Below are 24,214 nucleotides of genomic sequence, written 5' to 3'. Positions count from 1 at the left end.
AATTCAGTACGAGTAACCGTAACCCTCGTCCATGAAACGGCATTTGTTCAGGATCACCCCCGCAACATTCGTGTATTCCGAAACCTCGCGCTCGACCTCGTCGACTTGCGCAATAGAAGTCGTGTCGCTGGCAGCGACAATAAGTGCGGCATCTACAAGTTTCAGGAACGCCCGTGTTTCGTCGCTCACAAGTACAGGTGGAAGATCGAAGAGCATAATGTCCGGTTGATACGTCTGCTGAATCTCATCAAGTGTTTCTGCGGTTTGCTGCTTGGAAAGCAGTTGCGAAGGGTCCCTGAGTGGCCGGTTCGTCATTGACATGATCGTGTTGGGATGAATACGAACGGCTTGTTCGGCGAAGGGGACATTGCCTTCGAATACATCTACAAGACCGCTTTCCGGCGTTGCTCCAAAGAACTTGGCGACGGACGGGCGACGCAAGTCGACATCAAAAAGCATGCAGCGGACTTCCGGCTGTCGCCCGAAGCCTGCAATCAAATTACACGCCGTAGTCGTCTTTCCGGAACCCGCCAATGCCGAAGTTATCGCGATGCGCTTCCAGTTGTTTCGACGCATTTCCAAGAGCAGCTTGGTGCGCAGGATATCGAAATGCGTCCCCTCGTTCGAAGCGTCTGCAGAAAATATCCTGGATTGCTGCATACGGCGCGCGGTCGGCTCGAAAAGCGGGATAGCGCTCCAAACCGAGTCCTTTGCCTCGGATTCCGCGATACGCCGAGATTTCGCCCGTGCCGAAAGCTCCGGACGGCCACCTCTTGAAATCGGCTCGCCATCACGTTGCGCCCGCGCCTTAGCCAATGCTGCCTGAAGTTTTTCCATGTCGTCTACCCGAGCCGCTCGCGTTAAAGTCCAAATCTTCCCAAGGCCCGATCAACAATCAGATCAAGCGGAAGATAAAATGTGTGGACCGCCCAAAGAATGGCGGGAATTCCAATCGCGACACCCGCGATCAGGATCGATTGCAGAGCACGTCGCCGCGCCTTACCTCCGGATGTCTCAAGATACGGTATCGTTGCGATCGGCTGGATCGAAAGACCCTTTACCAGATCGGCAGGACGCCGGATCGCGCGGTTCGTTAATTCCAAGAGCAAGAACGCTCCCACTGCCAACAGCATGCCCAAAACGACTCCGCCGCCTGCGATGAGGGGTCTGTTCGGACTGTTTGGTTCCGAAGGAGGTGTTGCCTGTTCAATCACCGAAATCCGTTCACCCTTTGACAGGACTTCGATCCGCTCTCCAGTCTGGGCGCGGGCCAGATTGGCGACCGCCTGATTGTACTGGTTGAGGGTGTTTTGGTACTCGCGTTCGAGTGACTCCAAGCGGATTGCGTTCTCAGGCGTTCTGTTGATTGCGTCCCGCAACTCTTCAACTTCTTCGGTGACCTGAGCTTCTTGCGCATCCAGAAAAGCAACACGCCGCTCAATCGCTTCCATTTCAAGATCAAAAAGAGCTGCCGTTGGATCGGTTACTGGCGCAACTGCCGAGGCATCCTCGGAACTCACCGCCTCGGTCAATTGCGCTACTCTGGCACGCAGCATTCGAACACGCGGGTTGGTTTCGGAATAGACCGTCAGCGCCCGCTGAAGCTCTTCCTGCGTCGTCTTCAGTTCTTGCTGGGCGGGCGAAAGGCGAATGCCGGCGCCACCCCCTTGACCAATCACCATCATACGGGAACGCTGTTCAGTAAGCGCTGCACGGTCTCGTGCTGCGGCGATCAACTGATCTTGAAGTCGTGCAAGTCGATCTATCCGGAAATCCAGATTTTCCGGCAAAGCGTCTTGGTTGGCATCCTTGAATTGTACGATTGCCGCGCTTTGCAAACCCAGTTGCTGATCAAGCCGCTGAACGCTTTCTTCAAAGAATTCAAGAGTTTGCTCCGCCAAATCCTGCCTGCGCTCGGAATCCTCGCTCAACACCAGCGTTACGAATTCGTTTGCGACATTGGCCGAAAGATTTGGGGACCTAGCGCGGAACGAGATCGTCATGAAGGTCGCGCCGCCCCGGCTGGCTGTGCGCCGAATTTCGGTGAGGTCGCGCATCTCGCTGACAACATCATCCGGGGTCATTCGCCCGCGCCCCTCAAATACAGCGAACTCGTTTGCGATATCGATGAGATTGGCGCGCGTGAGCAATCTTTGCTCGATAATCTGCAACCGTTCCGTCGGGGACGTTCTGACGGTAGACGCGGCAAGTTCGTCGGGGATTTGCGGACTTTCCACCAATAGGGTGGCATCGGCGACGTATCGCGACGGCAACATCACCGCCAGACCGACGCCGATGGCAGAGCACAACACGAAGATCGTCGCCATCATGGGGATTCGCTTCACGAACAGCGATTTGTAGAAACCAAAGTCAGAAGTCATTCAGCTGCGTCTCCTGCTAAATGTACCGCAGGCAGAAAAATCCCGTCTTCCAGCACTTCCTCGATGATGGCACCATCGACGACACGTCGTTCTTCCGTCGCTGCATAAACCATTGCAAAATCACACAATTTATTCACCAATCTGGGTATCCCGCGCGAGTGCTCATGGATGAGCGCAATCGCTTCGGAAGTAAACTCGTTTCCCGATCCACCAACGTGATTGAGCCGGTGTTGCACATATCCCGCGACAGAAGCCCGGTCCAACGCGCCAATGTGGTAGGTCGCCGTCACGCGCTGCGCGAACTGACGCAACTCGGGGCGCATGATCATCTGACGCAGTTCGGGTTGCCCAACCAGGATTAGCTGCAACAACTCGTCCTTGTTAGAGTTGATGTTCGTCAACATACGCAGTTCTTCGAGTCCTTCCACGCTTAGGTTCTGAGCCTCATCAATCAGCAAAACCACGCGACGCCCGCTCGCGTATTCCTCGATGACGTAGTCCTGTAGCTGCTGGAACATGGAAACATAGGCACCGTTCAGGTCCGCTTCTATGGAAAGCGAGTTCAGCACCCACTGCAATAGCTCGCCCCTGCCACCCTGCGCATTCGAGATCAAGCCCAGCGTAATATCATCGTCCAATGCCTGAAGGAGTTTTTGAATAAGAGTGGTTTTCCCCGCCCCGACTTCGCCGGTTACAACTGTTATTGGAGCGCGCGTGATGACACCAAATTCAAGCACGGAAAACGCGCGTCGGTGCGCGCGCGACCAGAAAAGGAAATCTGGATCGGGCAACAGCGTAAACGGTCGCTCGGTAAATCCGAAATACTCAACGTAAAGGTCGTTACTCGTCATCGTCTCGCTACTACTAAAGGTTTTCGGTCCCGATCAAGTCGCCGGATGGGTTAACTAGACTTAAAGGCTATATAATGTCGCCGCCACGACATTTCTGCAAATTCGCCCCCTAATGCGGGAGTCGTTCCCGAATCATAGGGAAAACTCGCATATCGACAGTTAATGGATCGTCGACGATTTGTAGACAATTCGTGCAGTTTTTAATCATTAGCTTACCAAATCGTTGTTAAACGCTTCCAGCGCTGCAAAATGAATGCGGCCAAAAGATGGCGAGGAGAAGGCACTTTTTCGCGGTTAACCACGATAAAATTCCATTTTTGCGGATGTTTACCCTGTCGCAGTCCGCATCCGGGAGGCCATTTCTAACGGAATTCTTTCAATGTGAAGCGCTAAATGTTAACACGAAACAGGGCTCGCCGTTCAGTGCTGCGGATGATCGGTTTGTGTTTGAGTCCATTGAGTTTTAGGGGGCCGAAGGTAATTCGGTAAAAAGTATGACAGTACACGTGACGAATGTTGTAAATCCAACTGCTGCAAACGTTGATGCTCTGCCGATTTCTGGGTCAGTCAAAGCCAGAGGAATTTATCGGTCCGGCCTCAAACGAGTAGTCGATATCACGCTCGTTCTGATTTCCCTTCCTTTTGTCGCGCCGTTTCTCGCTCTGATTGCTGTGGCGATTGCTTCGGACGGGCACTCGCCGATCTTTCGCCAGGAACGTGTCGGCCGAGACGGACGCCGCTTTACGATCTGGAAATTCCGGACAATGGTTCCCGATGCCGAGGTCCTGCTTGAAACCCATCTGTCGCGCAGCCCGAGTGCGCGCAGCGAATGGGATACAAAGCAGAAGTTGGAGAATGATCCCCGCTGCACCCGGATCGGTCGCGCTCTGCGCCGTACGTCCATCGATGAGATGCCGCAGATCATCAACGTATTGATTGGCGATATGTCGCTGGTTGGGCCGCGCCCGATGTTGCCTAGTCAGCAGGCTTTGTATCCGGGCCGAAGCTACTACAGTCTGCGCCCGGGGATGACGGGTCTTTGGCAGGTTTCAAAACGGAACCAGACCGAGTTTGCAGACCGGGCCTACTACGACGATTCCTATGATCTGAGCCTGTCGGCTTGGCAGGATCTCAAAATCCTTGCAAAAACGATGAGCGTCGTGATTAGGGGAACCGGTATTTAAAGATGTCGAATTAATCACGCAACAGTGGGCTTGCTGGGCTAGTTGCGTCTGTGTGTGTTTGTTAGTGTCGCTCCAAATTGTGCCAAGGAGTCCTTTATGCGTTTCTCAACCTTTTCTCGTGGCCTTGCTTTGGGCACAGCAATGGTGCTGCTGGCTGCGTGTGACAGTGCCGAAGAACGTGCAGAAGGCCATTATACAAATAGCCTCGAACTGATTGCCGCCGGCGACGTTGAGCGTGCGCTAGTCGAACTGAGAAACGTCCTGTCACTGGACGAATTTCATGTGGAGGGCCGACGCCTCTATGCTGAAACCGTACGCGAGCGCGGGAATTTCAGCGATGCCTATGCGAATTACCTGCGCATTGCAGAACAAAGCCCGAATGACCTCGAAGCTCGCATGGCGCTGTCGCAAATGGCGATCGAGGCTCAGAACTGGGATGAAGTTGCGCGGCATGCGGCGCCCCTCCTGGACGCAAGCGAACGCATCGAAGGCGTCGATGTCATTGAGCTTGTGCTGGAGTTCCGTGCTGCCGCAGTTGCTGAAGACGATCAGAAAATGGAGGCGTTGACGACCGACGCCATCGCACTCATCGACACGAACCCCGAGGACGTCACGCTTCTTCGCATCGTCATCGAGGGACTGTCGCGCCAGGATCGAATTGACGACACCATCCAGTATATCGACCGCGCAATTACGCTCAGACCTGACTCGCAATTCTTTTACGGACTGAAGTCTTCGGTCCTCGCGCAGCTGGAGGATTTTGATACACTTGAAAATCATTTGCGCGCCACGGTTGCGGCCTTCCCGGACGACGCGGCGACAAAGGGTTCCCTTGTCCGCTTGCTGACTGCGCTTGGGCGACCTGAGACAGCAGAAGACTTTCTGCGCGAACAGATCGCCGAGGCCGAAAACAGCCTAGATCTGCAAATCGCGTTGATCAGCTTCATTCGCGAAGTGCGTGGAAGCGAAGCCGCCCTTGCCGAGATTGACGACTCGATCGAGCGTTATTCCGGAAACGCGGTGCTGCGCGCTTTGCGCTCCGGCGTTCTGTTTGACTCCGGTGACCGCGTCGCCGCCATCGCCGAGATGCAATCTATCGTTGATGAGGCAAGCCCGGACGACGATCAGACTAACGATTTCAAGGTCACCCTCGCCCGGATGCTGATTGCCGACGGCAATGAAGTGGGCGCACGTCAACTTGTTGAAGAGGTTCTTGCGGACGATCCTTCGAAGGCGGCCGCATTGAAGCTTAGTGCGGGTTGGTTGATTGATAGAGACAAGGCCAACGACGCAATCAATAAACTCAGACGCGCGCTTGATCAGGATCCACAGGATTTCGAGGCGATGACATTGATGGCTCAGGCACATCGCCGCGCAGGCGAAACGGAACTGGCGCAAGACATGTTGTCGCTGGCTGCCGAGGCATCGAATTACGCGCCACAGGAAACGCTGCGGTTTGTGCGAACACTCATTGCCGCCGAGCGCCTGCGCCCCGCCGAAGACGCCCTTGTGCGCTCGTTACGTACGGCGCCGTCGGATATCTCGCTCCTTCAGACGCTCGGCGAAGTCTACCTGCGTATGCAAGACTGGCCGCGAGCGTTGCAGGTTGAATCAACGCTGAGAAGAACCGGCAATGATCGCGCAAATGGATTGGCGGATTCTCTTCGCCTTCAGATCTTGTCTCGCCGCGATGGTCGCGAGCAGGCGTTGGCAGCTCTTGAAGAGATCGCACGCGGCTCCGACGCCGGCGTCGCGGCACAGGTAGCTCTACTACGTGAGCGCTTGCGCTCCGGAGAGCGCGATGAGGCACTTGAAATAGCCAACGAAATCGTATCGTCGCAGCCGGAAAATCCCCGCCTCAAGATGGTACTTGGCGGCACGCAACTCGCTTTGCGGGACTATGAAGAGGCCGAAGTCACCTTTTCAAGCATTACCGACGCCGAGCCAACCTTCGAAAATGCCTGGATCCAGTTGATCCGGGCTCAGAGTTCCCAAGGACGCCTCGAAGCCGCAAGCGAGACCCTGGAAAATGCCCTCGCAGCGAATCCAGACGCACCAAATCTTCTTTGGGCGAAGGCTACGTTCCTTGAGCGAGCGAACGATATCGATGGCGCAATCCAGATCTATTCGGACATGTACGAGAAGAATTCCGGCATTCTGGTCGTCGCCAACAACCTCGCCAGCCTGCTTGCGACGTACAAGACAGACGAAGAAAGTCTGGAGCGCGCCTTTGCGATTGCGCGCCGCCTCCGCGGGACTGAAGTGCCGCCGTTCCAAGACACGTATGGCTGGATTCTGCATCGTCGCGGACAGTCGGAAGAGGCCATTGAATACCTCGAACCGGCGGCAAGGGCTTTGGCGAATGATCCGATCGTCCAGTACCATCTTGCGGCCGCATTCGAAGCGGTAGGAAGGTCCGATGACGCGGTGTTGGCTTATCAACGTGCCCTTGAACTTGCAGGCGAAGATGATCCCAGACCGCAGATGGAACTCGCTCAATCCGCACTAGAGCGGCTGTCATCATCGACGGTTTTGGAGCAATAGGGGCATGTAGCCCTTTGAACACAACGCGTTAAGGGATGGGATCGACCTTGATTTGACGCTTTGACAGTAAGGTAAAGAGTCCCATAGTCGTCGGGACGAAGTTTTTTTGGGGGTGAATACGATGAAAACTCTGGTTTTGGCTATCATAGCGTTCATGGCGGCAACTGTCGCTTATGCGCAAAGCGAATACAATATCCGCAGCGGCGACACGCTTGCTGTCGAGGTTCTGGAAGATCCGTCCCTGAACCGGTCTTTGCTGGTTCTTCCAAACGGAACGATTACCTTCCCATTTGCAGGAAGCGTTCAGGCTGGCGGGCGGTCACCCGATGCCGTTGCGGGCAGCATTGCAGCCGGCATCGCTTCGAATTTTGCAGCGACTCCGACGGTTTTCGTTACTGTTCAGGCTCTGCGCCCACTCGTTGAATCTCAAGGACCACAGGTTGGACCGACCATCGACATCTTCATGTTGGGCGAGATCGGTGCACCCGGCCAAAAGCGTATCGAGCGTGGCACGACTGTCTTGCAGGCTCTGTCAACGTCGGGCGGCTTCACACGTTTCGCAGCAACAAAGCGCATCCTTCTGCGTCGCTCGAACCCGAGAACCGGTGAACAAACGGTGTCTCGCATCAATTATAACGCCATTGCAAATGGCGCTTCGGTCGGATCAGACATTGTTCTTGCTGACGGTGATGTTATCATTGTGCCCGAGAGACGCCTCTTCGAGTAGTAAACATGAAAAAAACGCGACCGGGACAACTAAAAACTGCTGCCCTTGCGCTCGCGGCTATGATCGCCTCGCCCGTCCTTGCGCAGGACGGGACAGGCATCCGCGGAAACCTTTCGTTCTCAACAGGACTTGAAGTCAGCGACAACCCCGATCTGGTAACGGTACCCGACGGGACCACGCTGACATCTGTGACGAACTTGGGTTTCTCGGTTACCAGCGAGACAAGAGTCGACAGGTTTCGCTTCAGCCTTGGGGCCGGTATTGAAGGCGACGATGGCGGTGCAAGCACCGAAGCCGATGCCTTGGATATACGACGCTCCAACATCGCCCTGTCTTATGCACGCGACGGGGCCAACTCGCGGCTTTCCTTGTCCGCGCGTTACGACGAAGCAGACCTTGATGACGATGTATTTGGCTTTTTCGTGGACGGTGTATTCGACCCTGACGCTTTGATCGTCGAGGGGGGTACCCGCCAGCTCACACGACTGTCCGCAGACTTCTCAACCGGCATTGATGCGCCATTCGGCGTTGATCTTTCATTCGGTCTGACTTCGAATTCCTATGTCGATGCATCTGATCCAGACCTGAAGGACAGCGACTCCCGCCGCATCAGTGCAACTGCGCGTTTCAGTATCAATCCGGCAACCACGGCGCGCCTGACCACAAACTACGTCAAGACTGAAATCGATGATCTTGTCGACACCTCCCGGACTTCGCAGTCAATAGGAACCGGCGTAACCACGCAAACCCGCACGGGGCTTGAGCTGTCAGCGGATATTTCAATCGACTCGGCAGAGACGCTGAATGGGAGCACCGTGACGAACGAAAGTGACGGTCTCGGCCTCAGTTTTGGCGTGCTTCAACCGCGCCCCGATGGAACACTAGCCGCGTCGCTTTCCAGCCGCATCGACAACAGCGGTCGACGCACAAGCGCAAGCGTTACGCGTAGTTTTGACCTGCCAACCGGCGGCCTAACCTTGTCGCTTGGTGTCGTGGACCAAGAAGACGAGGATTTGGAATTCACGACACAGCTTGGCTACACGCGAGAGGCTGCGGGCGGGACATTGACCGCGAACCTCGTTCAAAGTCCGTCGACCAGCGATGGTGACGCCTTCCTCAATACCTCTGCCGGATTGGGGTTTGAGGCCCCAATCAATTCGATCTCGTCCTGGAGTGCTGATTTTTCTTATGGCTCGGCCGCTCAATTTGGCGAAGAAGATGGTGACGAACGCACCGCCGCCGGAATCCGATATACCCGTGATTTGAATGAAGACTGGGCATTGAACGCAGGATTGCGACACGTTCGGATCACTGAAGACGGAGCCGACAAGCGCACGTCAAACACCCTGTTCTTGAACGTTGGTCGCGATTTCTCGTTTGGTTTTTAATCGATACCGACGGGATATGTTGTGACCAACAACCCCGACGAACCAAGCGCGGAAAAGTTCAAGCCGAAGGTCTACAAATCCGTCTTCGTGCTGATCGGCCTGTATGCCGCCGTCGAGGCCGTTTTGATCGCGGGGGATCTCAGGCTGATCGACATCCCTCGTTTCCGGCTGACGGTCTATGAATTCGCGGGTTTCTGGCCCGGAGTACTTAACGACTGGGAGCCGAACTATGCCGCGCAGCCATGGCTGATGTTTTTCACCTATGGCTTTCTGCATAGCGGCTGGGTCCACTTGGTCGTGAACATGGTTACACTGGCTTCGATTGCCCCTCTCGTTCTTGATCGGGTTGGGCTTTGGAAGGGTGCCTTCATTTTTGGGTTTTCCATCCTCGGTGGAGCGGTCGGCTTTGCAATACTCAGCGACAGCTATCGCCCGATGGTCGGCGCGTCCGGGGCGCTCTTTGGTCTGGTGGGCGCAATTCTTGCCTGGGAATATGTTGACCGTTTCACATTCCGCGCAAAGATGTGGCCGGTTCTGCGCGCGATTGGTTTCTTGATCACGCTGAATGTCGTTCTGTATTTCGCGATGGACCGGCTTCTGGCGTGGGAAGCTCATCTCGGCGGCTTTGTTGCGGGATGGGTTGCCGCCCTCTTGGTCGATCCGCGCAGCCGTGACATCGACGGTCTTGTCGATTAACTGTTCAGCGTCAGGAAAGCCGCTTCAGTGCGCTCAAAATCGGCATCGGTATCAATGTCATGCGACCGCTCAAGCGGCAATTCTATCATTCCGATCCGATCGCTCACAAAACCGCCATTTCTCAAAAACCAGTCACGTCCAAACACATAAACCGCGCCGTTGGGCTTCCAGACTGGCGGGAGGGACTGACGATTTGAAAAGCAATGCTCGGCTTGCCGAAGTGGCGCGAAACGATCCCCTTCGCGAGTGCCGAACTTCAAGATACCACGGTCGGTCTCGGTCGCACTGAGGACAAGATCGAAAGCACCCGTGTCATAAAGGGCAATTCCGGCACGAATATCCGCATCACTTCGCAAGGGTGATGTCGGCTGCAGCAAGACAATCGTTGCACCTGCAAGCGATGGATCATCCAGCGCGTGCATCAAGACAGGCGCCATCGGCACGCTATCTCCTCCAAGCGCGTCCGGTCGTGCAACGATGCGAATGCCCGATGGAAACTCGCCCGCGATCACTGATTTGATATCGGTGGTGACAACAACCTGGTCGGCCCCTGCTGAAAGCCCTTGTTCGGCTGCGCGACGCCATAGCGGAACGCCTGCAAAGTTCCGCGTGTTCTTGCCCAAAGCGCCCTTCGAGCCTGCCCGCGCAGGAACGACCGCTACAAACCTGCTCATGCGTTTCGCTCCATTTCTCGTTCCACATGCTCAAGGATCCTGTTTGACGCGCCAAGGTTCGCCTTGTGGAAATCCTGTGCCGCCATCGCAGAACCACCGCGCGCGTCCTCAAGCATTTCCGCCAGTGTATCGGGGTTTTCGCAGACCGTCAGCACACCTGCGTCCCGCGCCTCCCGTCCGGGAAATTCAATGGTCCAGATATGAGGCCCGACGATCACCGGCTTGCCCAGCGCCAAGGGTTCAATCACGTTGTGCGCTCCCTTTTCGACAAACCCGCCCCCGACGCTGACGACGTCCGCAACCGTCAGATAAAAGAACATCTCCCCGAACGAATCCCCCAGCAACACATCCGTATCGTCAAGCGAGGCGGTGACGCCAAGCCCTTTATCGAGCACCCTGGTACGCCGCTTTAGGCGCAATCCTGCCTTCTCAATGTCTTGTGCCGTCCGGTCGAAGACCTCCGGCGCGCGGGGGACCCATATGATCAGGGGTTTCGGATCGGCTTTGGCAAGCGTCTTGCACGCTTCAAGATATGTTTGTTCCTCCCCCTCGACGACACTTGCAAAGGCATAAACCGACCGTTGACCAAGCGACGCTTTCAGGCGTGCGCCCGCAGCGACGTGATTTTGGGGTGGTGCGATGTCAAATCGTGTCTCGCCAGCAACGTCAACCACCGGCGCGGACAGGGCGCGAAACCGGTCCGCCATGCGCGTGGACTTTGCCAGAACACCAGCGGATCGTGACACCGGATGCGCGCCAAGGAGTCGAAACACCAGGTGCGCACGCGGAAAGCTTTTCTCAGGAATTTGTGCGTTGACGAACCAAAGCGGCAAACCCGCACGCGCGGCGGCTTCGGTCATTGCAGGCCAGAACTCCATCTCGAAAACCAACCCGACGGCGGGCTTCGTCGTCGCGAAAAAGCGCTCCCAGTATCGCACCCGGTCCACCGGCGCATAACAAACGATCACCTGTCCGCGCGCGATTGGTTCTCCAAGCGCTACATGAGATGCTCGACGTCCCGCTGGCGTCGCATGGGTGATAACCAGGCGTAGTCCATTGGCAAGCAACCCTTCGATAACTGGCAAGGCCGAGCGAAATTCTCCCAGCGATACCGCATGAATCCAGACATCTGCTGACGTAGCGGGCAAAATGCCTTTGCGTTCATCCAGATGATCCCCATAGCCCGGATCACCTGCGGCGCGTCTGAGAAAATACCTCCAGACCAGTGGCAAAGCGACCACCCACGCCGCCTGATACAGCGCCATGGCAAGTCGGTATCGCAAGGGTGCGGCCTTGGCGTTCGGGTGCGTCGAAATCATAGTCCGAAAGAAACCGGCTTTAACGCCAGACGCAAGGGCGCTTGTGAAGCGCAGTCACTTCCCGGTAGACCTTGCAGAACACAAGAAGAGGACGTTGCGGCCTATGAAGATTGCTCACCGGAAGATCGGACCTACAGAGCCCCCCCTTGTCATCGCTGAAATCGGCATCAATCACGGAGGCAGCCTTGATGTCGCTAAACACATGGTGACGCTGGCCGCGCAATCCGGTTGCGAAATCGTCAAGCACCAGACCCATTTTGTCGAAGACGAAATGACCGCTGAAGCGAAAGATGTTCTGCCTCCCAATGCAGGGGGCAAGTCGATCTGGCAGGTGATGGAAGAAAGCGCGCTGTCCGCCGATGATGAGATCGCGCTGAAAGCCCATGCCGAAGACCTTGGCCTGATCTATATCTCCACGCCGTTTTCGCGGTCGGCCGCTGACTTTCTGGAAGAGATCGGTGTGCCTGCTTTCAAGATCGGCTCGGGCGAAGCCGATCATCTTCCGCTGATCCGTCATATCGCGGCGAAAGGAAAGCCCGTTATCATGTCAACGGGTATGCAGACGATCGATACGATCGGTGCCTCGGTGCAAATTCTGGAAGATGCCGGCATCGAATACGCGCTTTTGGAATGCACCAACCTATATCCATCGCCGCCCGAGATCGTATCGCTGCGCGGCGTGAGCGACCTTCGCGCCGCGTTCCCGAACGCCGTCGTCGGGTTCTCGGACCATTCGATCGGGCCTGAAATGGCCTTGGCTTCGGTTGCCTTGGGCGCTTGTATTCTCGAACGACACTTCACGGATACGCGGTATCGGGAAGGCCCCGACATCGTCAATTCAATGGATCCGGCCGAACTCCGGCACCTAATCGATCGATCGCGCGAAATCCACATCGCACTTCACAACGAAAAGCGCCGAACCTCTGCCGAAGAAGCCGTCTATCGTTTCGCGCGCACCAGCGTTGTCGCTGACCGCGATCTGCCGGAAGGTCACCTTATCGAGGAAGCGGATATCTGGGGGCGTCGCCCCGGCTCGGGAGAGATTGCTGGCTATGACTTCGATAAAGTCGTCGGCAAGCGCCTGACGCGTACCTTAACCAAGAACACGCAGCTCAAATGGTCGGATCTGGCGTAATCGGATAGTCTGCCAAAGGCTCGTAAACCGGCCCATCCGTGCGAAGGTGGGATCGAAAAAGCGTCAGGGCATAAGGCTGAAATGCCGGCAACTCCACCCTGCCCCGTTTTTCGAAAGCGCGCGCGACTGCAATCGGATCGACTGTGTCGCGTGCGAAGCGAGTAAGCGTAACATGCGGGACAAATCGTCGGCTCGGGATGTCACATCCAACCCGACGCGCAGCATTCGCCAGACGCCGGTGAAGGGCTTCAAGCGGCGGCAAGGGTGTTACTCCGACCCATATGGCACGGGGGCTGGCACTGCCAAACTGGCCAAGTCCGCTTAGTGTAATCGGGGGCAGGCAGAAGCGCATACCGTCCAGCGCAAGGTCAAGCTCATCTGTTAAAGGTTCAGGTACATCACCAAGGAAAACCAACGTCAGATGAAAATTTTCCCACGGCACAGGTCGTCCGGGCGGCAAACCTTTTTGCAACCCCTCCAGCGCCCCGCGCAGAGTATCTGGAAGGTCTATCCCCAAAAACAAGCGCATCAGAGCCATGCCGTCATTCGCGCACCAAGAGCATCAAGCCTTTCACGCACTTCCGGTTTGATCTGGCCTTCTCGCGGAAGATCGCAGATTGTCGTGAACCAATGCTCCGGCGGATTGCGTCCCGCCGCGCGGCCCGGCCACGACAAGTCCCGCAAGACGGCCTCGGCCAAAGGCGGCAATCGCTCCGGGAATTTCTGCTTCGTAAGCGTCCCCCATACCCCTGTCCAAAGGCGTCCCACGCTCCACGGATTATAGCCCCCACCGCCCAGAACAAGATAACGCGGCGCCATGCCGTTCAACGCCTCCACAATCGCCCAATGGGCATTATTGGAAAGCGCCAGACGCGACAAGGGATCCTCGGTTACCGCATCTGCTCCGCATTGCAGGATGATCGCTTCGGGTCGGAACGCCTGCACCAACGGCAAGATGATGTCCTCGCGGGCTGCACGCATTTCAGCGTCGTTGAAACCACGGGGAACAGGCAGATTGAAGACGTTGCCGACGCCTCGATCCTCCAAATGACCCTTGAAAGGCCAGCGGCGTTCTTCGTGGACAGAAATCATAAGGACGTCCGGGTCGGTCGCAAAGGCATGCTCGACTCCATCGGGGTGGTGCGCATCTATATCGACATAGGCGATGCGCTGCACGCCGTATTCACGCATCGAGAGGATGGCCAGAACCGGATCGTTGAAATAGCAAAACCCGTTGGCGTGATCGGGCATGCCGTGATGTGTGCCCCCTGCCGGTGAGTATAACACACCACCGTCCTTCAAGTTCTCGCCGGCCCAGATTGCCGCGCCCGCGGCGGTAGCTGGCCTGCGGTACATCTCGGCGAAAACGGGATTCGCGTGGGTTCCGAGATTGTATCGCCTGCGTACCTCGTCCGAGACCGAACCCTCTTCTTCCGCTTTCATGACGGCCGCCACATAGTCCGGGCTGTGCCAAGCCGAAAGAGCTTTCGGCCGAGCGCGCGGGCTTCGAACCCACTCGTCGGGTGTGAGCCATCCAAGTGCCATCGCAAGATCCATGACAGTCGAGACCCGAGGGATCGCCAGAGGATGCCACGCGCCATAAGTAGAATTGCGATAGATCTCCGATGAAATCAGCTTTGGCGATGATGATGGCGATTCAAACAACACAGGACGCTTCAATAATTGTGGGCCAAAGAGAATTCCTTGCCTTCTTTCGATGGGATGTTAGCGTTTTGAAAAACGTAGTTCCGGATAAACCAAGGCAAGTCGAACGGGCGATGAAAATGAGCATGGCCAAGATCAAGCAGCAGGCGCTCAACCTTGAAAACTATGATAAACGCGATGTGCGCACACAGTTTGGCGCACTTTGTTGGCGTTCGCACAATGGCAAGGTGCAGATTCTTTTGGTGACATCAAAACGGTCCGGGCGCTGGATTGTACCGAAGGGCTGGCCTCTCGATGGTGCCACGCCGGCGCAAACCGCAGTCACCGAGGCATGGGAAGAAGCCGGCGTGACCGGAAAGGCCCGCACCGTCTGTCTTGGTATTTACAGCTATGTTAAAGCCTTGCCCGATTCCGAAAAACTCCCCTGTGTTGTTGCAATTTTCCCATTGAAAGTGAACTCAGTGGCCGGTGAATGGCCTGAAAAGAACCGTCGAAAGCGCAAATGGGTTTCTCCCAAAAAGGCCGCTGCGATGGTGCAGGAACGCGAACTTGCCGGTATTTTGTTAAATTTCGACCCGAGAGACAGCTGAAACCTGCATCGATTGCTCTCGAAATTTGGGTCAGAGTGTGCAGTTTTATACCCTCGGCACTGGCATTTCGCCTGAAACGAAATACACTTTGTCCGAGTCAAAAAAACAATTCTCAGGGAGAGAGAAAAATGCTTGATGTTAAAAAGGTTGCCATCGTGGCAGTCGCGGCTGTTTCATTCGGCGCAACCGCGCAAGCGGAAGAGGCAAGTTATGTCCTTGCGACCGCATCTACAGGCGGAACCTATTACCCGGTTGGCGTGGCACTTTCGACACTGGTGAAGGTCAAACTTGAGCCAGGCGAAAAGATTGGCATGTCCGCGATCAGTTCGGCTGGTTCGGGAGAGAACGTACGCCTTCTGCGCGAAGGCGAAGCGCAGTTCGCTATTATGCAGGGCCTTTTCGGAAGCTATGCAGTAAGCGGAACCGGTCCGATCGCAGAATCCGGCCCGCAGGAGAACCTGCGCTCGATTACGATGCTGTGGCAGAACGTTGAGCAGTTCATTGTGTCTTCGGATGTTGCGGGCGACGGAACCGTTGGAGTTCTTGCCGACCTCAAGGGCGAGGGCATGGCGATGGGAACCCAGAACTCGGGTACGATCGGTTCCAATCGCACGCTTCTAACCGGTCTCGGCGTCGATCTCGACAACGATTATGATCTGGTTTTCGCAGGCTACGGCCCTTCTGCCGAGGCCCTGCAGAACGGTCAGGTCAAAGGCATCAACACGCCAGCCGGCGTTCCAACCGGCGCGGTCTCGCAGCTTATGGCAGCGGCAGGAGACAGCGTGACACCGCTTGACGTGACTGACGAGCAGATGGCTGCGATGGACGGCGGACGTGATCTCTGGACCCGTTACGTGATCCCTGCCGGCACCTATCCAAACCAAGACGCCGATTGGAACACGATTGCGCAGCCGAACTTCCTGGCAACGAATGCCGATATTCCTGAGGAAAACGTCTATCTGATCACAAAGACAATCTACGAAAACCTGCCGTTTCTTCAGGCAATCCACCCGGCAACACAGGCCATGGCCCTTGAACGGGCGATCGCTGGTTTGCCAGCTCCGCTGCACCCCGGTGCAGCTCGGTATTATTCCGAACAGGGCATTGATATCCCGGCGCGCCTGATCGCGAACTGAACTAAGCTTCGCCCGCGCAACGCGGGCGATTTACCGGGGGACTTTGTCCCCCGGACCCCCTAGGATACTGCTACCAAAAAGAAGGGGGAAATCGATGGGCGACGATGTCGAAGTAGAACCACCTAGTTTGCGCGAATTCGACGGCTGGGTGGTTTGGGCTCTTCATGGCTTGTGTTTGTTCATAGCAGTCGGCCATATATATGTGGCCTTCGACCCTTTTATCTCTGAATTTCAACGCAACGCTTACCATTTTGCCGGATTTGCCTTTCTGGCGGCCGTCTACAACCCGATGTTTCGCGGCAACACCCGAAGTCGTGGTCTGCTGGTTTTTGATGTGTCTTTTGGCGCCGCGGTGGCGGCTGCTGCGATCTATATTCCATATGCGGAGAATCCGATTTACGACCGCGGAGTGGATCTGATCGCTCTGGATTGGATCGCGATCGGGATTTGTATTTTGGGAGGTTTGGAACTGACCCGCCGCCTGACGGGATGGGTCATTCCGATCCTCATCGTGACTTCGCTGACCTATATCGGATTTTGGGGCCAGTATATCGGTGGTGTCTTCAGCTTCCCGGGTCTTTCCTGGGAGACCATCGCGTTTCGATCGCTTTTTGGCGATGACGCCATGTTCGGAACAATTGCCCGCATCTCATCGACTTTTGTCTTTCTTTTCATCATCTTCGGGGCTTTTCTCTTGCGTTCAGGTGCGGGTGATTTCGTGATTAATATCGCGCAGGCCGTGGCCGGTCGTATGGCCGGGGGTCCGGGCATTGTTGCCGTGATTGCAAGCGGACTGACGGGAACGATTTCCGGATCGGCTGTGGCGAACACCGCATCAACAGGCGTCATCACCATTCCCTTGATGAAGCGCGCCGGGTTTCGGCCCGCTTTTGCAGGCGGCGTTGAGGCAGCTGCGTCAACGGGAGGTCAATTGATGCCGCCGATCATGGGGGCTGGTGCTTTCGTGATGGCGAGCTTCACTCAGATTTCCTACGAAAAGATCGTGGCCGTCGCGGTCTTGCCTGCCCTTCTCTATTTTCTGTCGGTTGCGTTCTTCGTGCGCATTGAAGCAAAACGTCTTGAGCTGCCCCCGATGGAAAACGATGGCCAGACCTTCGCTTCGGCCTTCCGTAAAGGGGGCGCAAGTTTCGTGATCCCGATCGCGGGACTGATCACAATGCTGATCATGGGCTTTACCCCCGCTTATGCAGCCGTTTTCGGTATACTGGCCGTTATTGCATCGAGCTGGCTGACCCAGAATCCAATGGGCCCGCGCGCGGTGATGGAAGCCTTGGTCATGGGCACGAAGGGGATGATCATGACCGCTGTTCTGCTGTGTTCGGTTGGCTTGGTTGTGAACGTGATTTCGACGGCGGGTATCGGTAACACCTTCAGTCTAATGATTGCGGGTTGGGCGGGGGGTAATCTGTTGATCGCCCTGACGCTTATCGCAATTGCCAGTCTTGTCTTGGGAATGGGTCTGCCGGTGACAGCTGCCTATATCGTCGTCGCAACGCTGTCGGCACCTGCCATTGCCGGCATGATCTCGGACCAAGTCGTGATTGAGGCCTTGGCTTCGGGTGCGTTGAACGACGCTGCAAAAGCTGTGCTCATGCTTGGCGCTCCGGAAACGATGAGTCTGCTCTCTGGACCCATACCGATTGAGCAGGCGACCGAGATAATCCGCGCGCTTCCTCTGGAGGTCGCCGCCCCGTTGCGCGATCTGACGGTTCCTCCAGAAGCGGCTGTCGCGGCCATTCTGTCTGCGCATATGATCATTTTTTGGTTGAGCCAGGACAGCAACGTGACCCCCCCTGTTGCACTGGCATCTTTCACTGCTGCCGCAATTGCAAAGGCACCGGCAATGCGGACCGGCGTCGAAAGCTGGAAGCTCGCAAAAGGCCTTTATATTGTGCCGTTGCTTATGGCCTATACACCCTTCCTGTCAGGGAACTGGGGCGTTGCTTTGGTCATCTTTGGATTTGCGGTTTTTGGCATTTACGGGCTGGCGGGCGCATTGCAGGGTTGCCTTGAAAGGCGTCTTAACTGGCCGATGCGCGCGATTTCGGCCGCGGCGGGTGTTGCGTGTCTGTGGCCAGGTATCATGTTGGTGAACATTGCTGGTGTAGTCGGTGTTGTCGCGCTCTTTGTTCTCAGCCTTCGGATCGGACATGCATCACGGAAAGTGGCAGTAGCGTGAAGGTGTCCGGCCCAAAGGGTGAATTGAATATTGCCGCTTCCTGACCTACATCAGATGAATGCCTTTGAAGACTGGATTTTCCAATGATCCGCTACAATCTGAAATGTGAAAACGCACACCAGTTCGAGAGCTGGTTTCAGTCGGCAGAAGCCTACCAAAGCCTCGCCTCGGCAGGGATGGTTGAATGTCCGGGTTGCGGTTCGCAAAAGGTCGAAAAAACACTCATGTCCCCGGGCGTCACGACGTCGCGAAAAAAAGCAGCGACTCCCGTTGAAGCAGGTTCGCACGACGCACAACCAGTCATGTCTGCGCCTGATCCGAAAATGGCCGAGGCGATGGCAAAACTTCGCAAACACGTAGAACAGAACTCGGATTATGTTGGCTCGAATTTTGCGAAAGAAGCCACAGCGATGCACCTCGGCGACAAACCCTCACGCTCGATTTACGGCGAAGTCGCACCGGAGGACGCCAAACGACTTGCCGAGGATGGTGTGCCCGCAGTGCCGCTGCCTTTTATCCCCAAGGCAAAAACGAACTGATCGGTCGCGCTTTCGTGCTCTTGTCCTGTGCCGGACTATCCCTTAACAGGCGGCTCGTAGACAAAGGATAACGGCGACCTGATGCCAACACTTGTGATGAAATTCGGCGGGACTTCCGTAGCGACGCTCGATCGCATTCGCCGTGCGGCAAAGCGCGTCGGACGAGAAGTGGCAAACGGCTATGATGTGATCGTCATCGTGTCGGCCATGTCGGGGAAGACCAACGAGCTTGTCGGATGGGTGGAAGAAACATCACCGCTGTTTGACGCCCGAGAATACGATGCGGTCGTCAGTTCCGGTGAACAGGTCACAGCGGGGCTAATGGCCTTGACGCTTCAGGAAATGGATGTGCCGGCGCGGTCATGGGCCGGTTGGCAAGTTCCACTGAAGACGAATTCGGCCCATGCGTCTGCGCGGATCGAAGAAATCCCTACTGACAATATCAATACCAAGTTTGCACAAGGCATGAAGGTCGCCGTCGTCGCCGGTTTCCAGGGCATCAGCCCGGAAGGACGGATCACCACGCTGGGCCGAGGCGGCTCGGATACCACGGCTGTCGCTTTTGCTGCTGCATTCGGCGCCGAACGCTGCGATATCTACACCGACGTCGATGGTATTTACACGACTGATCCCCGGATCACCTCCAAGGCCCGCAAGCTCGACAAGATCGCCTTTGAAGAGATGCTGGAGCTGGCATCTCTGGGTGCAAAAGTTTTGCAGACCCGGTCGGTCGAGCTGGCCATGCGATACAAGGTGCGCTTGCGCGTGCTTTCAAGTTTCGAAGACAATGACGAGAACGCGGGCACCTTGGTGTGCTCGGAGGAGGACATTATGGAAAGCAATGTGGTCGCTGGGGTCGCCTTCAGTCGCGACGAAGCCAAAATGACACTTCTGAGCGTTGCCGACCGTCCCGGCATCGCCGCAGCGATTTTTGGTCCTCTCGCCGAAGCGTCGGTGAATGTGGACATGATCGTCCAGAACATCTCGGAAGATGGGCGGACGGATATGACATTCTCGCTGCCGGTCAACCAGATCGGGCGCGCCGAAAAGGCCATGGCCGAGGCAAAAGCTTCGGGCGAGGTTAAATTCTCCGAACTGGTGATTGACTCCGACGTCGCAAAAGTCTCGGTCGTTGGCATTGGGATGCGCAGTCACGCGGGCGTCGCGAGCCAGATGTTCAAGGCTTTGCGCGACGAAGGGATCAACATCAAGGTCATCACAACGTCCGAGATCAAGATCTCGGTCTTGATTGATCGCAAGTACATGGAACTAGCCGTGCAAGCGTTGCACGACACCTTCGGTCTGGACAAAGCGGCCTGAATTAGCGCTGTTCTGTCTGCCAGTCCGGGTGGATCCAAGGCGCACGGGTGTCTTGCGGCAGCATCTTTCCCAAAATGTGGTCGGCGGCCTTTTCGCCAACCATGATTGACGGCGCATTAAGGTTGCCGTTGGTGATCTGCGGGAAGATTGAACTGTCTGCGACGCGGAGGCCCTCGACTCCAATGACCCGGCACTCTGGATCAACGACCGCGCCCGGATCGGCAGCGTTGCCCATCCGGCATGTTCCGCACGGGTGATAGGCGCTCTCGGCGTGCTCGCGAATGAATGTGTCAATATCATCGTCACTGATTGCCGCGTCTCCGGGAAGAATTTCGTGCTTTACGAAAGGCTTGAAAGCCTCCTGCTGGAATATCTCGCGCGTCAGACGCACCGCGCGCCTGAAATCGACCCAGTCCTGCTCGGTGGACATGTAGTTGAACTGAATGTTCGGGGCTGTCTTTGGGTCTGATGAAGCAAGTGTCACAACCCCTCGCGACGGGCTGCGCATCGGGCCGACATGGGCCTGAAACCCATGCCCTTCGGCGGCGGCCTTGCCATCATACCGCACGGCCATCGGCAGGAAATGGAACTGGATATCCGGATATTCCACGCCTGCGCGGCTGCGGATGAAACCGCAACTTTCAAAGTTATTTGATGCCCCGAGACCGGTCTTGCTCAAGAGCCACTGCGCGCCAAGCACGCCTTTCCAGAAAAGCGTCCAATAGCGGAACAGCGTTATGGGCTGGCTGGCGGCCATCTGAAAATAGACTTCCAGATGATCTTGCAGGTTTTGCCCGACCCCTGAGCGGTCCGCGACGACGTCAATGCCATGCTCGGCCAGATGTTCGGCGGGACCGATGCCCGAAAGCATCAGCAGTTTGGGCGAATTAATTGAGGAGGCCGCAAGTATGACCTCCTTGTTGGCGCGGATCATTTCGACCTTGCCGCCGCGCTCAACCGCGACGCCCACGGCACGTCCGTCTTTGATAACAACACGTTGCACGAGGCCGTGGATCAGATTGCAGTTCTCGCGCTTCAGCGCAGGACGAAGATAGGCATTCGCGGCGGACCATCGCCGCCCCTTCCAAACCGTTTGCTCGAAAGGTCCAAAGCCTTCTTGTTGCTCGCCGTTGTAGTCGTCCGTCGTCTGGTAGCCGGCCTGCCGTCCGGCTTCGACGAACGCATGATAAAGTGGATTTTTGCGCGGCCCCCGCGACACATGAAGCGGACCATCGTTGCCGCGCCATGTCGGGTCCCCACCAGACTTCGAGTGCCAATTCTCCAGCCTCAGATAATATGGAAGCACATCGGCATAGCTCCAGCCCGTGGCGCCCATCTGCGCCCATGTGTCGAAGTCGCTTGCATGGCCACGCACATAGACCATTCCGTTGATCGACGACGACCCGCCAATCACCTTGCCGCGCGGAACGACCAGCCTACGGTTGCCCAGATGCGGTTCCGGCGCACTCATGAAACCCCAGTCATACCGCGACATATTCATCGGATAACTCAGCGCCGCCGGCATCTGGATGAACGGACCTATGTCAGTGCCGCCATATTCTATGACCAGAACCGAATGTCCGGCCTCGGAAAGGCGATACGCCATCGCGCATCCTGCCGAACCTGCCCCGACGATCACATAATCTGCCTGCATATCAGCCTCCGATCTCGCGTTCGACAAACTGCATCACGTGACGCGTTGCTGCTTCGCCGTCCGGCGGCGCTTCCGCCAATCCCTGATGGAGATAAAGCCCGTCGATAAGTGCGGCGGTGCGGGCGGCAAGATCAGGCGCGCGGCTTTCCACCAAAGGGCGAAGCGCATGACTGAGATTCGAGCGCAACCGCGCTGCATATATGCGATGCAAGCGCCGCGCAGGCGCGGAAGACAACGCCAGCACATAGAAATTCAGCCATGCCGCGATTGTATCTTCGCGGAAATTCGAGATCGCAAAGCTGCCCTTCACGATAGCCTCGACCCGCGCCAGTGACGTGTTGGCACGCTGAAGTCCATTCAGCACCTCGCGCGCGTATTCGCGCATGACATGGCGCATCGCAGCCAGAAGAATGTCCTCTTTGCCCCCGAAGTAATGGTGCGCCAGTCCCGACGAAACACCCGCACGCCGCGCAATCTGCCCCACGGTAACGTCCAGTGAACCTGTCGCGCCGATCTCAGCGATCGTCGCGTCAATCAAGGCTGCGCGTCTTATCGGTTCCATTCCGAGCTTGGGCATGGTTTTCTCTATGTTGGAATTCCGATAACGGGGTATCTGGTTTTTAATTGACTCGTCAATCAACAAAACAGGGGGAATGCACATGCATTTGAAATCCACTCTATCCGCCTTGGCCATTCTGGCTGCATCGCCAGCGCTGGCTGACTGTGACACCGTCACATTCTCAGACGTCGGCTGGACGGACATCACCGCAACGACGGCAGCGACCACGATTGTTCTTGAAGCCCTCGGCTATGAAACGGACATCAAGATTCTCTCGGTTCCGGTGACTTATACATCGCTTGCGCAAGGGGATATCGACGTCTTCCTGGGCAACTGGATGCCGACAATGGAAGCTGATATCGCTCCCTACCGCGAGGCCGGGACCGTGGATACCGTTCGTTCGAACCTGGATGGCACGAAATATACATTGGCCACAAATGCGGCAGGCGCCGCGCTTGGGATCAGAGATTTCGCCGACATCGCCACCCATGCCGATGCTCTGGACGGCAAGATTTTCGGTATCGAGGCGGGGAATGACGGCAATCGACTGATCCTCGATCTGATCGAAGCCGACACCTACGGCCTTAGCGCAATGCAGCTCGTCGAAAGTTCGGAGCAAGGCATGCTGGCCCAAGCGAAACGACTCGATTCCCGCGGCGAACCTGTGATTTTCCTCGGCTGGGAACCGCATCCGATGAACGCCAACATCGAAATGACTTATCTGACTGGCGGAGAAGAGTGGTTCGGCTCGGAAGGAAGCGTCTTCACCAACACTACGGCCGGCTTTGTCGATGCCTGCCCGAATGTCGGAAAGCTGCTGCAAAACCTTGAGTTCTCGCTGGCTATGGAGAACGAGATCATGGGCGCAATTCTGGACGGCGGCGAAGATCCTGATGATGCCGCCACTGCGTGGCTTACGGCCAATACGGACGTGCTTTCAGGATGGCTGGACGGCGTTACCGCGAAAGACGGAAGCGACGGCATGATGGCTGTGAAAGGCGCACTTGGCCTTTAAGGCATAGGCACTTCGTTGACAAAGTGCGGGACGTGGTACCCGCGCTGGACCGCCGGCCGCTCTGCGAGCCGGCGGTACCATTTCAGGACATGAGGATAGTCCTCAAGATTGATCTCGTGCCATTCAAAGCGCGAGACCCACGGCCAGATCGCCATATCGGCAATCGTGTAAACACCCTGCCCCGCACCGGCGACATAGTCGCGCCCGGCTAGACGGGCGTTGAGGTCCTGATAAACTTGGGCCCCCTGAGCACGGGCCATGGTCTCGGCGGGCTCACCCAGAGGATTGCCGTATTTCGCGAACTGGTGGATGCGGCCCAACGCGGGACCCTGCATGGACATTTGCCACATAAGCCACTCCAGAACCGACGCCTTGTCGCCGGGCGCGCCAAGAAAGCGCCCCTCCCTTTCGGCCAGCCAGAGCATGATCGCACCGGACTCCATGACCGCCTGACCCGTTGCCCGATCACGTATGGCGGGGATCTTGCCGTTCGGCGAGATTGCCAGGAACGCGGGCGTCTTTTGTTCGCCTTTGGCGAGGTCGACCCCGTGAGCCTCATAATCGATCCCAAGTTCCTCGAGCAGAATAGAGAGCTTACGCCCGTTCGGGGTTGTCCACGTGTAAAGATCGATCATGC

22 protein-coding genes are annotated in these 24,214 nt (G+C 56.6%); 12 read left to right on the top strand and 10 right to left on the bottom strand.

Annotation, left to right across the window (positions count from 1 at the left end; translation table 11 throughout):
• Positions 1 to 3 precede the first annotated feature (3 nt).
• From BOA8489_RS07680 to BOA8489_RS07670, 3 genes are read right to left on the bottom strand one after another with little or no spacing between them, the layout of a single operon-like run.
• Positions 4 to 837 carry a CpsD/CapB family tyrosine-protein kinase gene (locus BOA8489_RS07680; protein WP_093973434.1) on the bottom strand — a complete coding sequence of 278 codons (834 nt, stop codon included), beginning with the start codon at positions 835 to 837 and terminating at the stop codon, positions 4 to 6.
• A 23-nt stretch (positions 838 to 860) separates the two neighbouring features.
• Positions 861 to 2,381 carry a GumC family protein gene (locus BOA8489_RS07675; protein WP_093973433.1) on the bottom strand — a complete coding sequence of 507 codons (1,521 nt, stop codon included), beginning with the start codon at positions 2,379 to 2,381 and terminating at the stop codon, positions 861 to 863.
• Positions 2,378 to 3,232, bottom strand: a complete 855-nt coding sequence (locus BOA8489_RS07670; protein WP_093973432.1) for an ExeA family protein — start codon at positions 3,230 to 3,232, stop codon at positions 2,378 to 2,380. Before BOA8489_RS07670 ends, BOA8489_RS07675 begins: the two co-directional genes overlap by 4 nt.
• 506 nt (positions 3,233 to 3,738) lie before the next feature.
• Between BOA8489_RS07670 and BOA8489_RS07660 the strand changes: the two genes are divergently transcribed.
• The 5 genes from BOA8489_RS07660 (at position 3,739) to BOA8489_RS07640 (ending at position 9,771) form a co-directional block, all read left to right on the top strand.
• The gene (locus BOA8489_RS07660) at positions 3,739 to 4,416 is read left to right on the top strand and encodes a sugar transferase (RefSeq protein WP_245813731.1); all 678 of its coding nucleotides are present in this window, start codon (positions 3,739 to 3,741) and stop codon (positions 4,414 to 4,416) included.
• Positions 4,417 to 4,512: 96 nt separating this feature from the next.
• Positions 4,513 to 6,960 carry a tetratricopeptide repeat protein gene (locus BOA8489_RS07655; RefSeq protein ID WP_093973429.1) on the top strand — a complete coding sequence of 816 codons (2,448 nt, stop codon included), beginning with the start codon at positions 4,513 to 4,515 and terminating at the stop codon, positions 6,958 to 6,960.
• A 121-nt stretch (positions 6,961 to 7,081) separates the two neighbouring features.
• Positions 7,082 to 7,687, top strand: coding sequence for a polysaccharide biosynthesis/export family protein (locus BOA8489_RS07650; RefSeq protein WP_093973428.1), 606 nt, complete (start codon positions 7,082 to 7,084; stop codon positions 7,685 to 7,687).
• Between the two features lie 5 nt (positions 7,688 to 7,692).
• Complete coding sequence (locus BOA8489_RS07645) at positions 7,693 to 9,075, top strand: hypothetical protein (RefSeq protein WP_093973427.1); 1,383 nt, start codon at positions 7,693 to 7,695, stop codon at positions 9,073 to 9,075.
• A 21-nt stretch (positions 9,076 to 9,096) separates the two neighbouring features.
• Entirely contained in the window at positions 9,097 to 9,771 is a 675-nt protein-coding gene (locus BOA8489_RS07640; protein WP_245813729.1) for a rhomboid family intramembrane serine protease, read from the top strand.
• Here the strand turns inward: BOA8489_RS07640 and BOA8489_RS07635 are convergent.
• A complete protein-coding gene (locus BOA8489_RS07635; protein WP_093973426.1) occupies positions 9,768 to 10,445 on the bottom strand; it encodes an acylneuraminate cytidylyltransferase family protein in 678 nt (225 codons plus the stop codon). The genes BOA8489_RS07640 and BOA8489_RS07635 overlap by 4 nt on opposite strands.
• Positions 10,442 to 11,728 (bottom strand): 3-deoxy-D-manno-octulosonic acid transferase, encoded by a 1,287-nt coding sequence (locus tag BOA8489_RS07630; protein ID WP_176440232.1) that lies wholly within the window; start codon positions 11,726 to 11,728, stop codon positions 10,442 to 10,444. The genes BOA8489_RS07635 and BOA8489_RS07630 overlap by 4 nt, the downstream gene beginning before the upstream one ends.
• A 139-nt stretch (positions 11,729 to 11,867) precedes the next feature.
• On the opposite strand from BOA8489_RS07630, the gene BOA8489_RS07625 reads away from it, so the two are divergent.
• The gene (locus BOA8489_RS07625; protein WP_093973424.1) at positions 11,868 to 12,899 is read left to right on the top strand and encodes an N-acetylneuraminate synthase family protein; all 1,032 of its coding nucleotides are present in this window, start codon (positions 11,868 to 11,870) and stop codon (positions 12,897 to 12,899) included.
• Here the strand turns inward: BOA8489_RS07625 and thpR are convergent.
• Both thpR and BOA8489_RS07615 read right to left on the bottom strand, forming a co-directional pair.
• Positions 12,877 to 13,437: an RNA 2',3'-cyclic phosphodiesterase gene (gene thpR / locus BOA8489_RS07620; RefSeq protein ID WP_093973423.1), complete on the bottom strand. Its 561-nt coding sequence runs from the start codon at positions 13,435 to 13,437 to the stop codon at positions 12,877 to 12,879. The genes BOA8489_RS07625 and thpR overlap by 23 nt on opposite strands.
• A complete protein-coding gene (locus BOA8489_RS07615) occupies positions 13,428 to 14,579 on the bottom strand; it encodes an acetoin utilization protein AcuC (protein WP_245813727.1) in 1,152 nt (383 codons plus the stop codon). The genes thpR and BOA8489_RS07615 overlap by 10 nt, the downstream gene beginning before the upstream one ends.
• Here BOA8489_RS07615 and BOA8489_RS07610 point away from each other — a divergent pair.
• The 5 genes from BOA8489_RS07610 (at position 14,525) to BOA8489_RS07590 (ending at position 20,349) form a co-directional block, all read left to right on the top strand.
• Complete coding sequence (locus BOA8489_RS07610) at positions 14,525 to 15,154, top strand: NUDIX hydrolase (RefSeq protein WP_306345754.1); 630 nt, start codon at positions 14,525 to 14,527, stop codon at positions 15,152 to 15,154. The two genes, BOA8489_RS07615 and BOA8489_RS07610, sit on opposite strands and share 55 nt — an antisense overlap.
• 128 nt (positions 15,155 to 15,282) lie before the next feature.
• Positions 15,283 to 16,290 (top strand): TAXI family TRAP transporter solute-binding subunit, encoded by a 1,008-nt coding sequence (locus BOA8489_RS07605; RefSeq protein WP_093973421.1) that lies wholly within the window; start codon positions 15,283 to 15,285, stop codon positions 16,288 to 16,290.
• A gap of 94 nt (positions 16,291 to 16,384) precedes the next feature.
• On the top strand, positions 16,385 to 18,490 hold the full coding sequence (locus tag BOA8489_RS07600) for a TRAP transporter permease (protein ID WP_093973420.1): 2,106 nt from the start codon (positions 16,385 to 16,387) through the stop codon (positions 18,488 to 18,490).
• An 83-nt stretch (positions 18,491 to 18,573) separates the two neighbouring features.
• The gene (locus BOA8489_RS07595; protein ID WP_093973419.1) at positions 18,574 to 19,029 is read left to right on the top strand and encodes a DUF1178 family protein; all 456 of its coding nucleotides are present in this window, start codon (positions 18,574 to 18,576) and stop codon (positions 19,027 to 19,029) included.
• Positions 19,030 to 19,110: 81 nt separating this feature from the next.
• The gene (locus tag BOA8489_RS07590) at positions 19,111 to 20,349 is read left to right on the top strand and encodes an aspartate kinase (RefSeq protein ID WP_093973418.1); all 1,239 of its coding nucleotides are present in this window, start codon (positions 19,111 to 19,113) and stop codon (positions 20,347 to 20,349) included.
• Position 20,350: 1 nt separating this feature from the next.
• Here the strand turns inward: BOA8489_RS07590 and betA are convergent, their stop codons facing one another.
• Entirely contained in the window at positions 20,351 to 22,003 is a 1,653-nt protein-coding gene (gene betA, locus BOA8489_RS07585) for a choline dehydrogenase (protein WP_093973417.1), read from the bottom strand.
• A 1-nt stretch (position 22,004) separates the two neighbouring features.
• The gene (betI, locus tag BOA8489_RS07580) at positions 22,005 to 22,580 is read right to left on the bottom strand and encodes a choline-binding transcriptional repressor BetI (RefSeq protein WP_093973582.1); all 576 of its coding nucleotides are present in this window, start codon (positions 22,578 to 22,580) and stop codon (positions 22,005 to 22,007) included.
• A gap of 82 nt (positions 22,581 to 22,662) precedes the next feature.
• Between betI and choX the strand changes: the two genes are divergently transcribed.
• Positions 22,663 to 23,577: a choline ABC transporter substrate-binding protein gene (choX, locus tag BOA8489_RS07575; protein WP_093973581.1), complete on the top strand. Its 915-nt coding sequence runs from the start codon at positions 22,663 to 22,665 to the stop codon at positions 23,575 to 23,577.
• Here choX and BOA8489_RS07570 read toward each other — a convergent pair.
• Positions 23,574 to 24,212, bottom strand: a complete 639-nt coding sequence (locus tag BOA8489_RS07570; protein WP_093973416.1) for a glutathione S-transferase family protein — start codon at positions 24,210 to 24,212, stop codon at positions 23,574 to 23,576. The two genes, choX and BOA8489_RS07570, sit on opposite strands and share 4 nt — an antisense overlap.
• Positions 24,213 to 24,214: the final 2 nt, after the last annotated feature.

Origin of the sequence: Boseongicola aestuarii (assembly GCF_900184815.1) — a bacterium.
GTDB lineage: Bacteria > Pseudomonadota > Alphaproteobacteria > Rhodobacterales > Rhodobacteraceae > Boseongicola > Boseongicola aestuarii.
The sequence above is the reverse complement of the archived record's forward strand: the minus strand, read 5'-3'. Positions and strand labels throughout refer to the sequence as shown.

Coding starts and splice junctions, on each gene's coding strand:
- BOA8489_RS07590 (WP_093973418.1), top strand. CDS start 19,111: ATGCCAACACTTGTGATGAAATTCGGCGGGACTTCCGTAGCGACGCTC.
- BOA8489_RS07655 (WP_093973429.1), top strand. CDS start 4,513: ATGCGTTTCTCAACCTTTTCTCGTGGCCTTGCTTTGGGCACAGCAATG.
- BOA8489_RS07625 (WP_093973424.1), top strand. CDS start 11,868: ATGAAGATTGCTCACCGGAAGATCGGACCTACAGAGCCCCCCCTTGTC.
- BOA8489_RS07595 (WP_093973419.1), top strand. CDS start 18,574: ATGATCCGCTACAATCTGAAATGTGAAAACGCACACCAGTTCGAGAGC.
- BOA8489_RS07600 (WP_093973420.1), top strand. CDS start 16,385: ATGGGCGACGATGTCGAAGTAGAACCACCTAGTTTGCGCGAATTCGAC.
- BOA8489_RS07645 (WP_093973427.1), top strand. CDS start 7,693: ATGAAAAAAACGCGACCGGGACAACTAAAAACTGCTGCCCTTGCGCTC.
- BOA8489_RS07605 (WP_093973421.1), top strand. CDS start 15,283: ATGCTTGATGTTAAAAAGGTTGCCATCGTGGCAGTCGCGGCTGTTTCA.
- BOA8489_RS07570 (WP_093973416.1), bottom strand. CDS start 24,212: ATGATCGATCTTTACACGTGGACAACCCCGAACGGGCGTAAGCTCTCT.
- thpR (WP_093973423.1), bottom strand. CDS start 13,437: ATGGCTCTGATGCGCTTGTTTTTGGGGATAGACCTTCCAGATACTCTG.
- choX (WP_093973581.1), top strand. CDS start 22,663: ATGCATTTGAAATCCACTCTATCCGCCTTGGCCATTCTGGCTGCATCG.
- BOA8489_RS07675 (WP_093973433.1), bottom strand. CDS start 2,381: ATGACTTCTGACTTTGGTTTCTACAAATCGCTGTTCGTGAAGCGAATC.
- BOA8489_RS07610 (WP_306345754.1), top strand. CDS start 14,525: ATGAAATCAGCTTTGGCGATGATGATGGCGATTCAAACAACACAGGAC.
- BOA8489_RS07680 (WP_093973434.1), bottom strand. CDS start 837: ATGGAAAAACTTCAGGCAGCATTGGCTAAGGCGCGGGCGCAACGTGAT.
- betI (WP_093973582.1), bottom strand. CDS start 22,580: ATGCCCAAGCTCGGAATGGAACCGATAAGACGCGCAGCCTTGATTGAC.
- betA (WP_093973417.1), bottom strand. CDS start 22,003: ATGCAGGCAGATTATGTGATCGTCGGGGCAGGTTCGGCAGGATGCGCG.
- BOA8489_RS07650 (WP_093973428.1), top strand. CDS start 7,082: ATGAAAACTCTGGTTTTGGCTATCATAGCGTTCATGGCGGCAACTGTC.
- BOA8489_RS07635 (WP_093973426.1), bottom strand. CDS start 10,445: ATGAGCAGGTTTGTAGCGGTCGTTCCTGCGCGGGCAGGCTCGAAGGGC.
- BOA8489_RS07670 (WP_093973432.1), bottom strand. CDS start 3,232: ATGACGAGTAACGACCTTTACGTTGAGTATTTCGGATTTACCGAGCGA.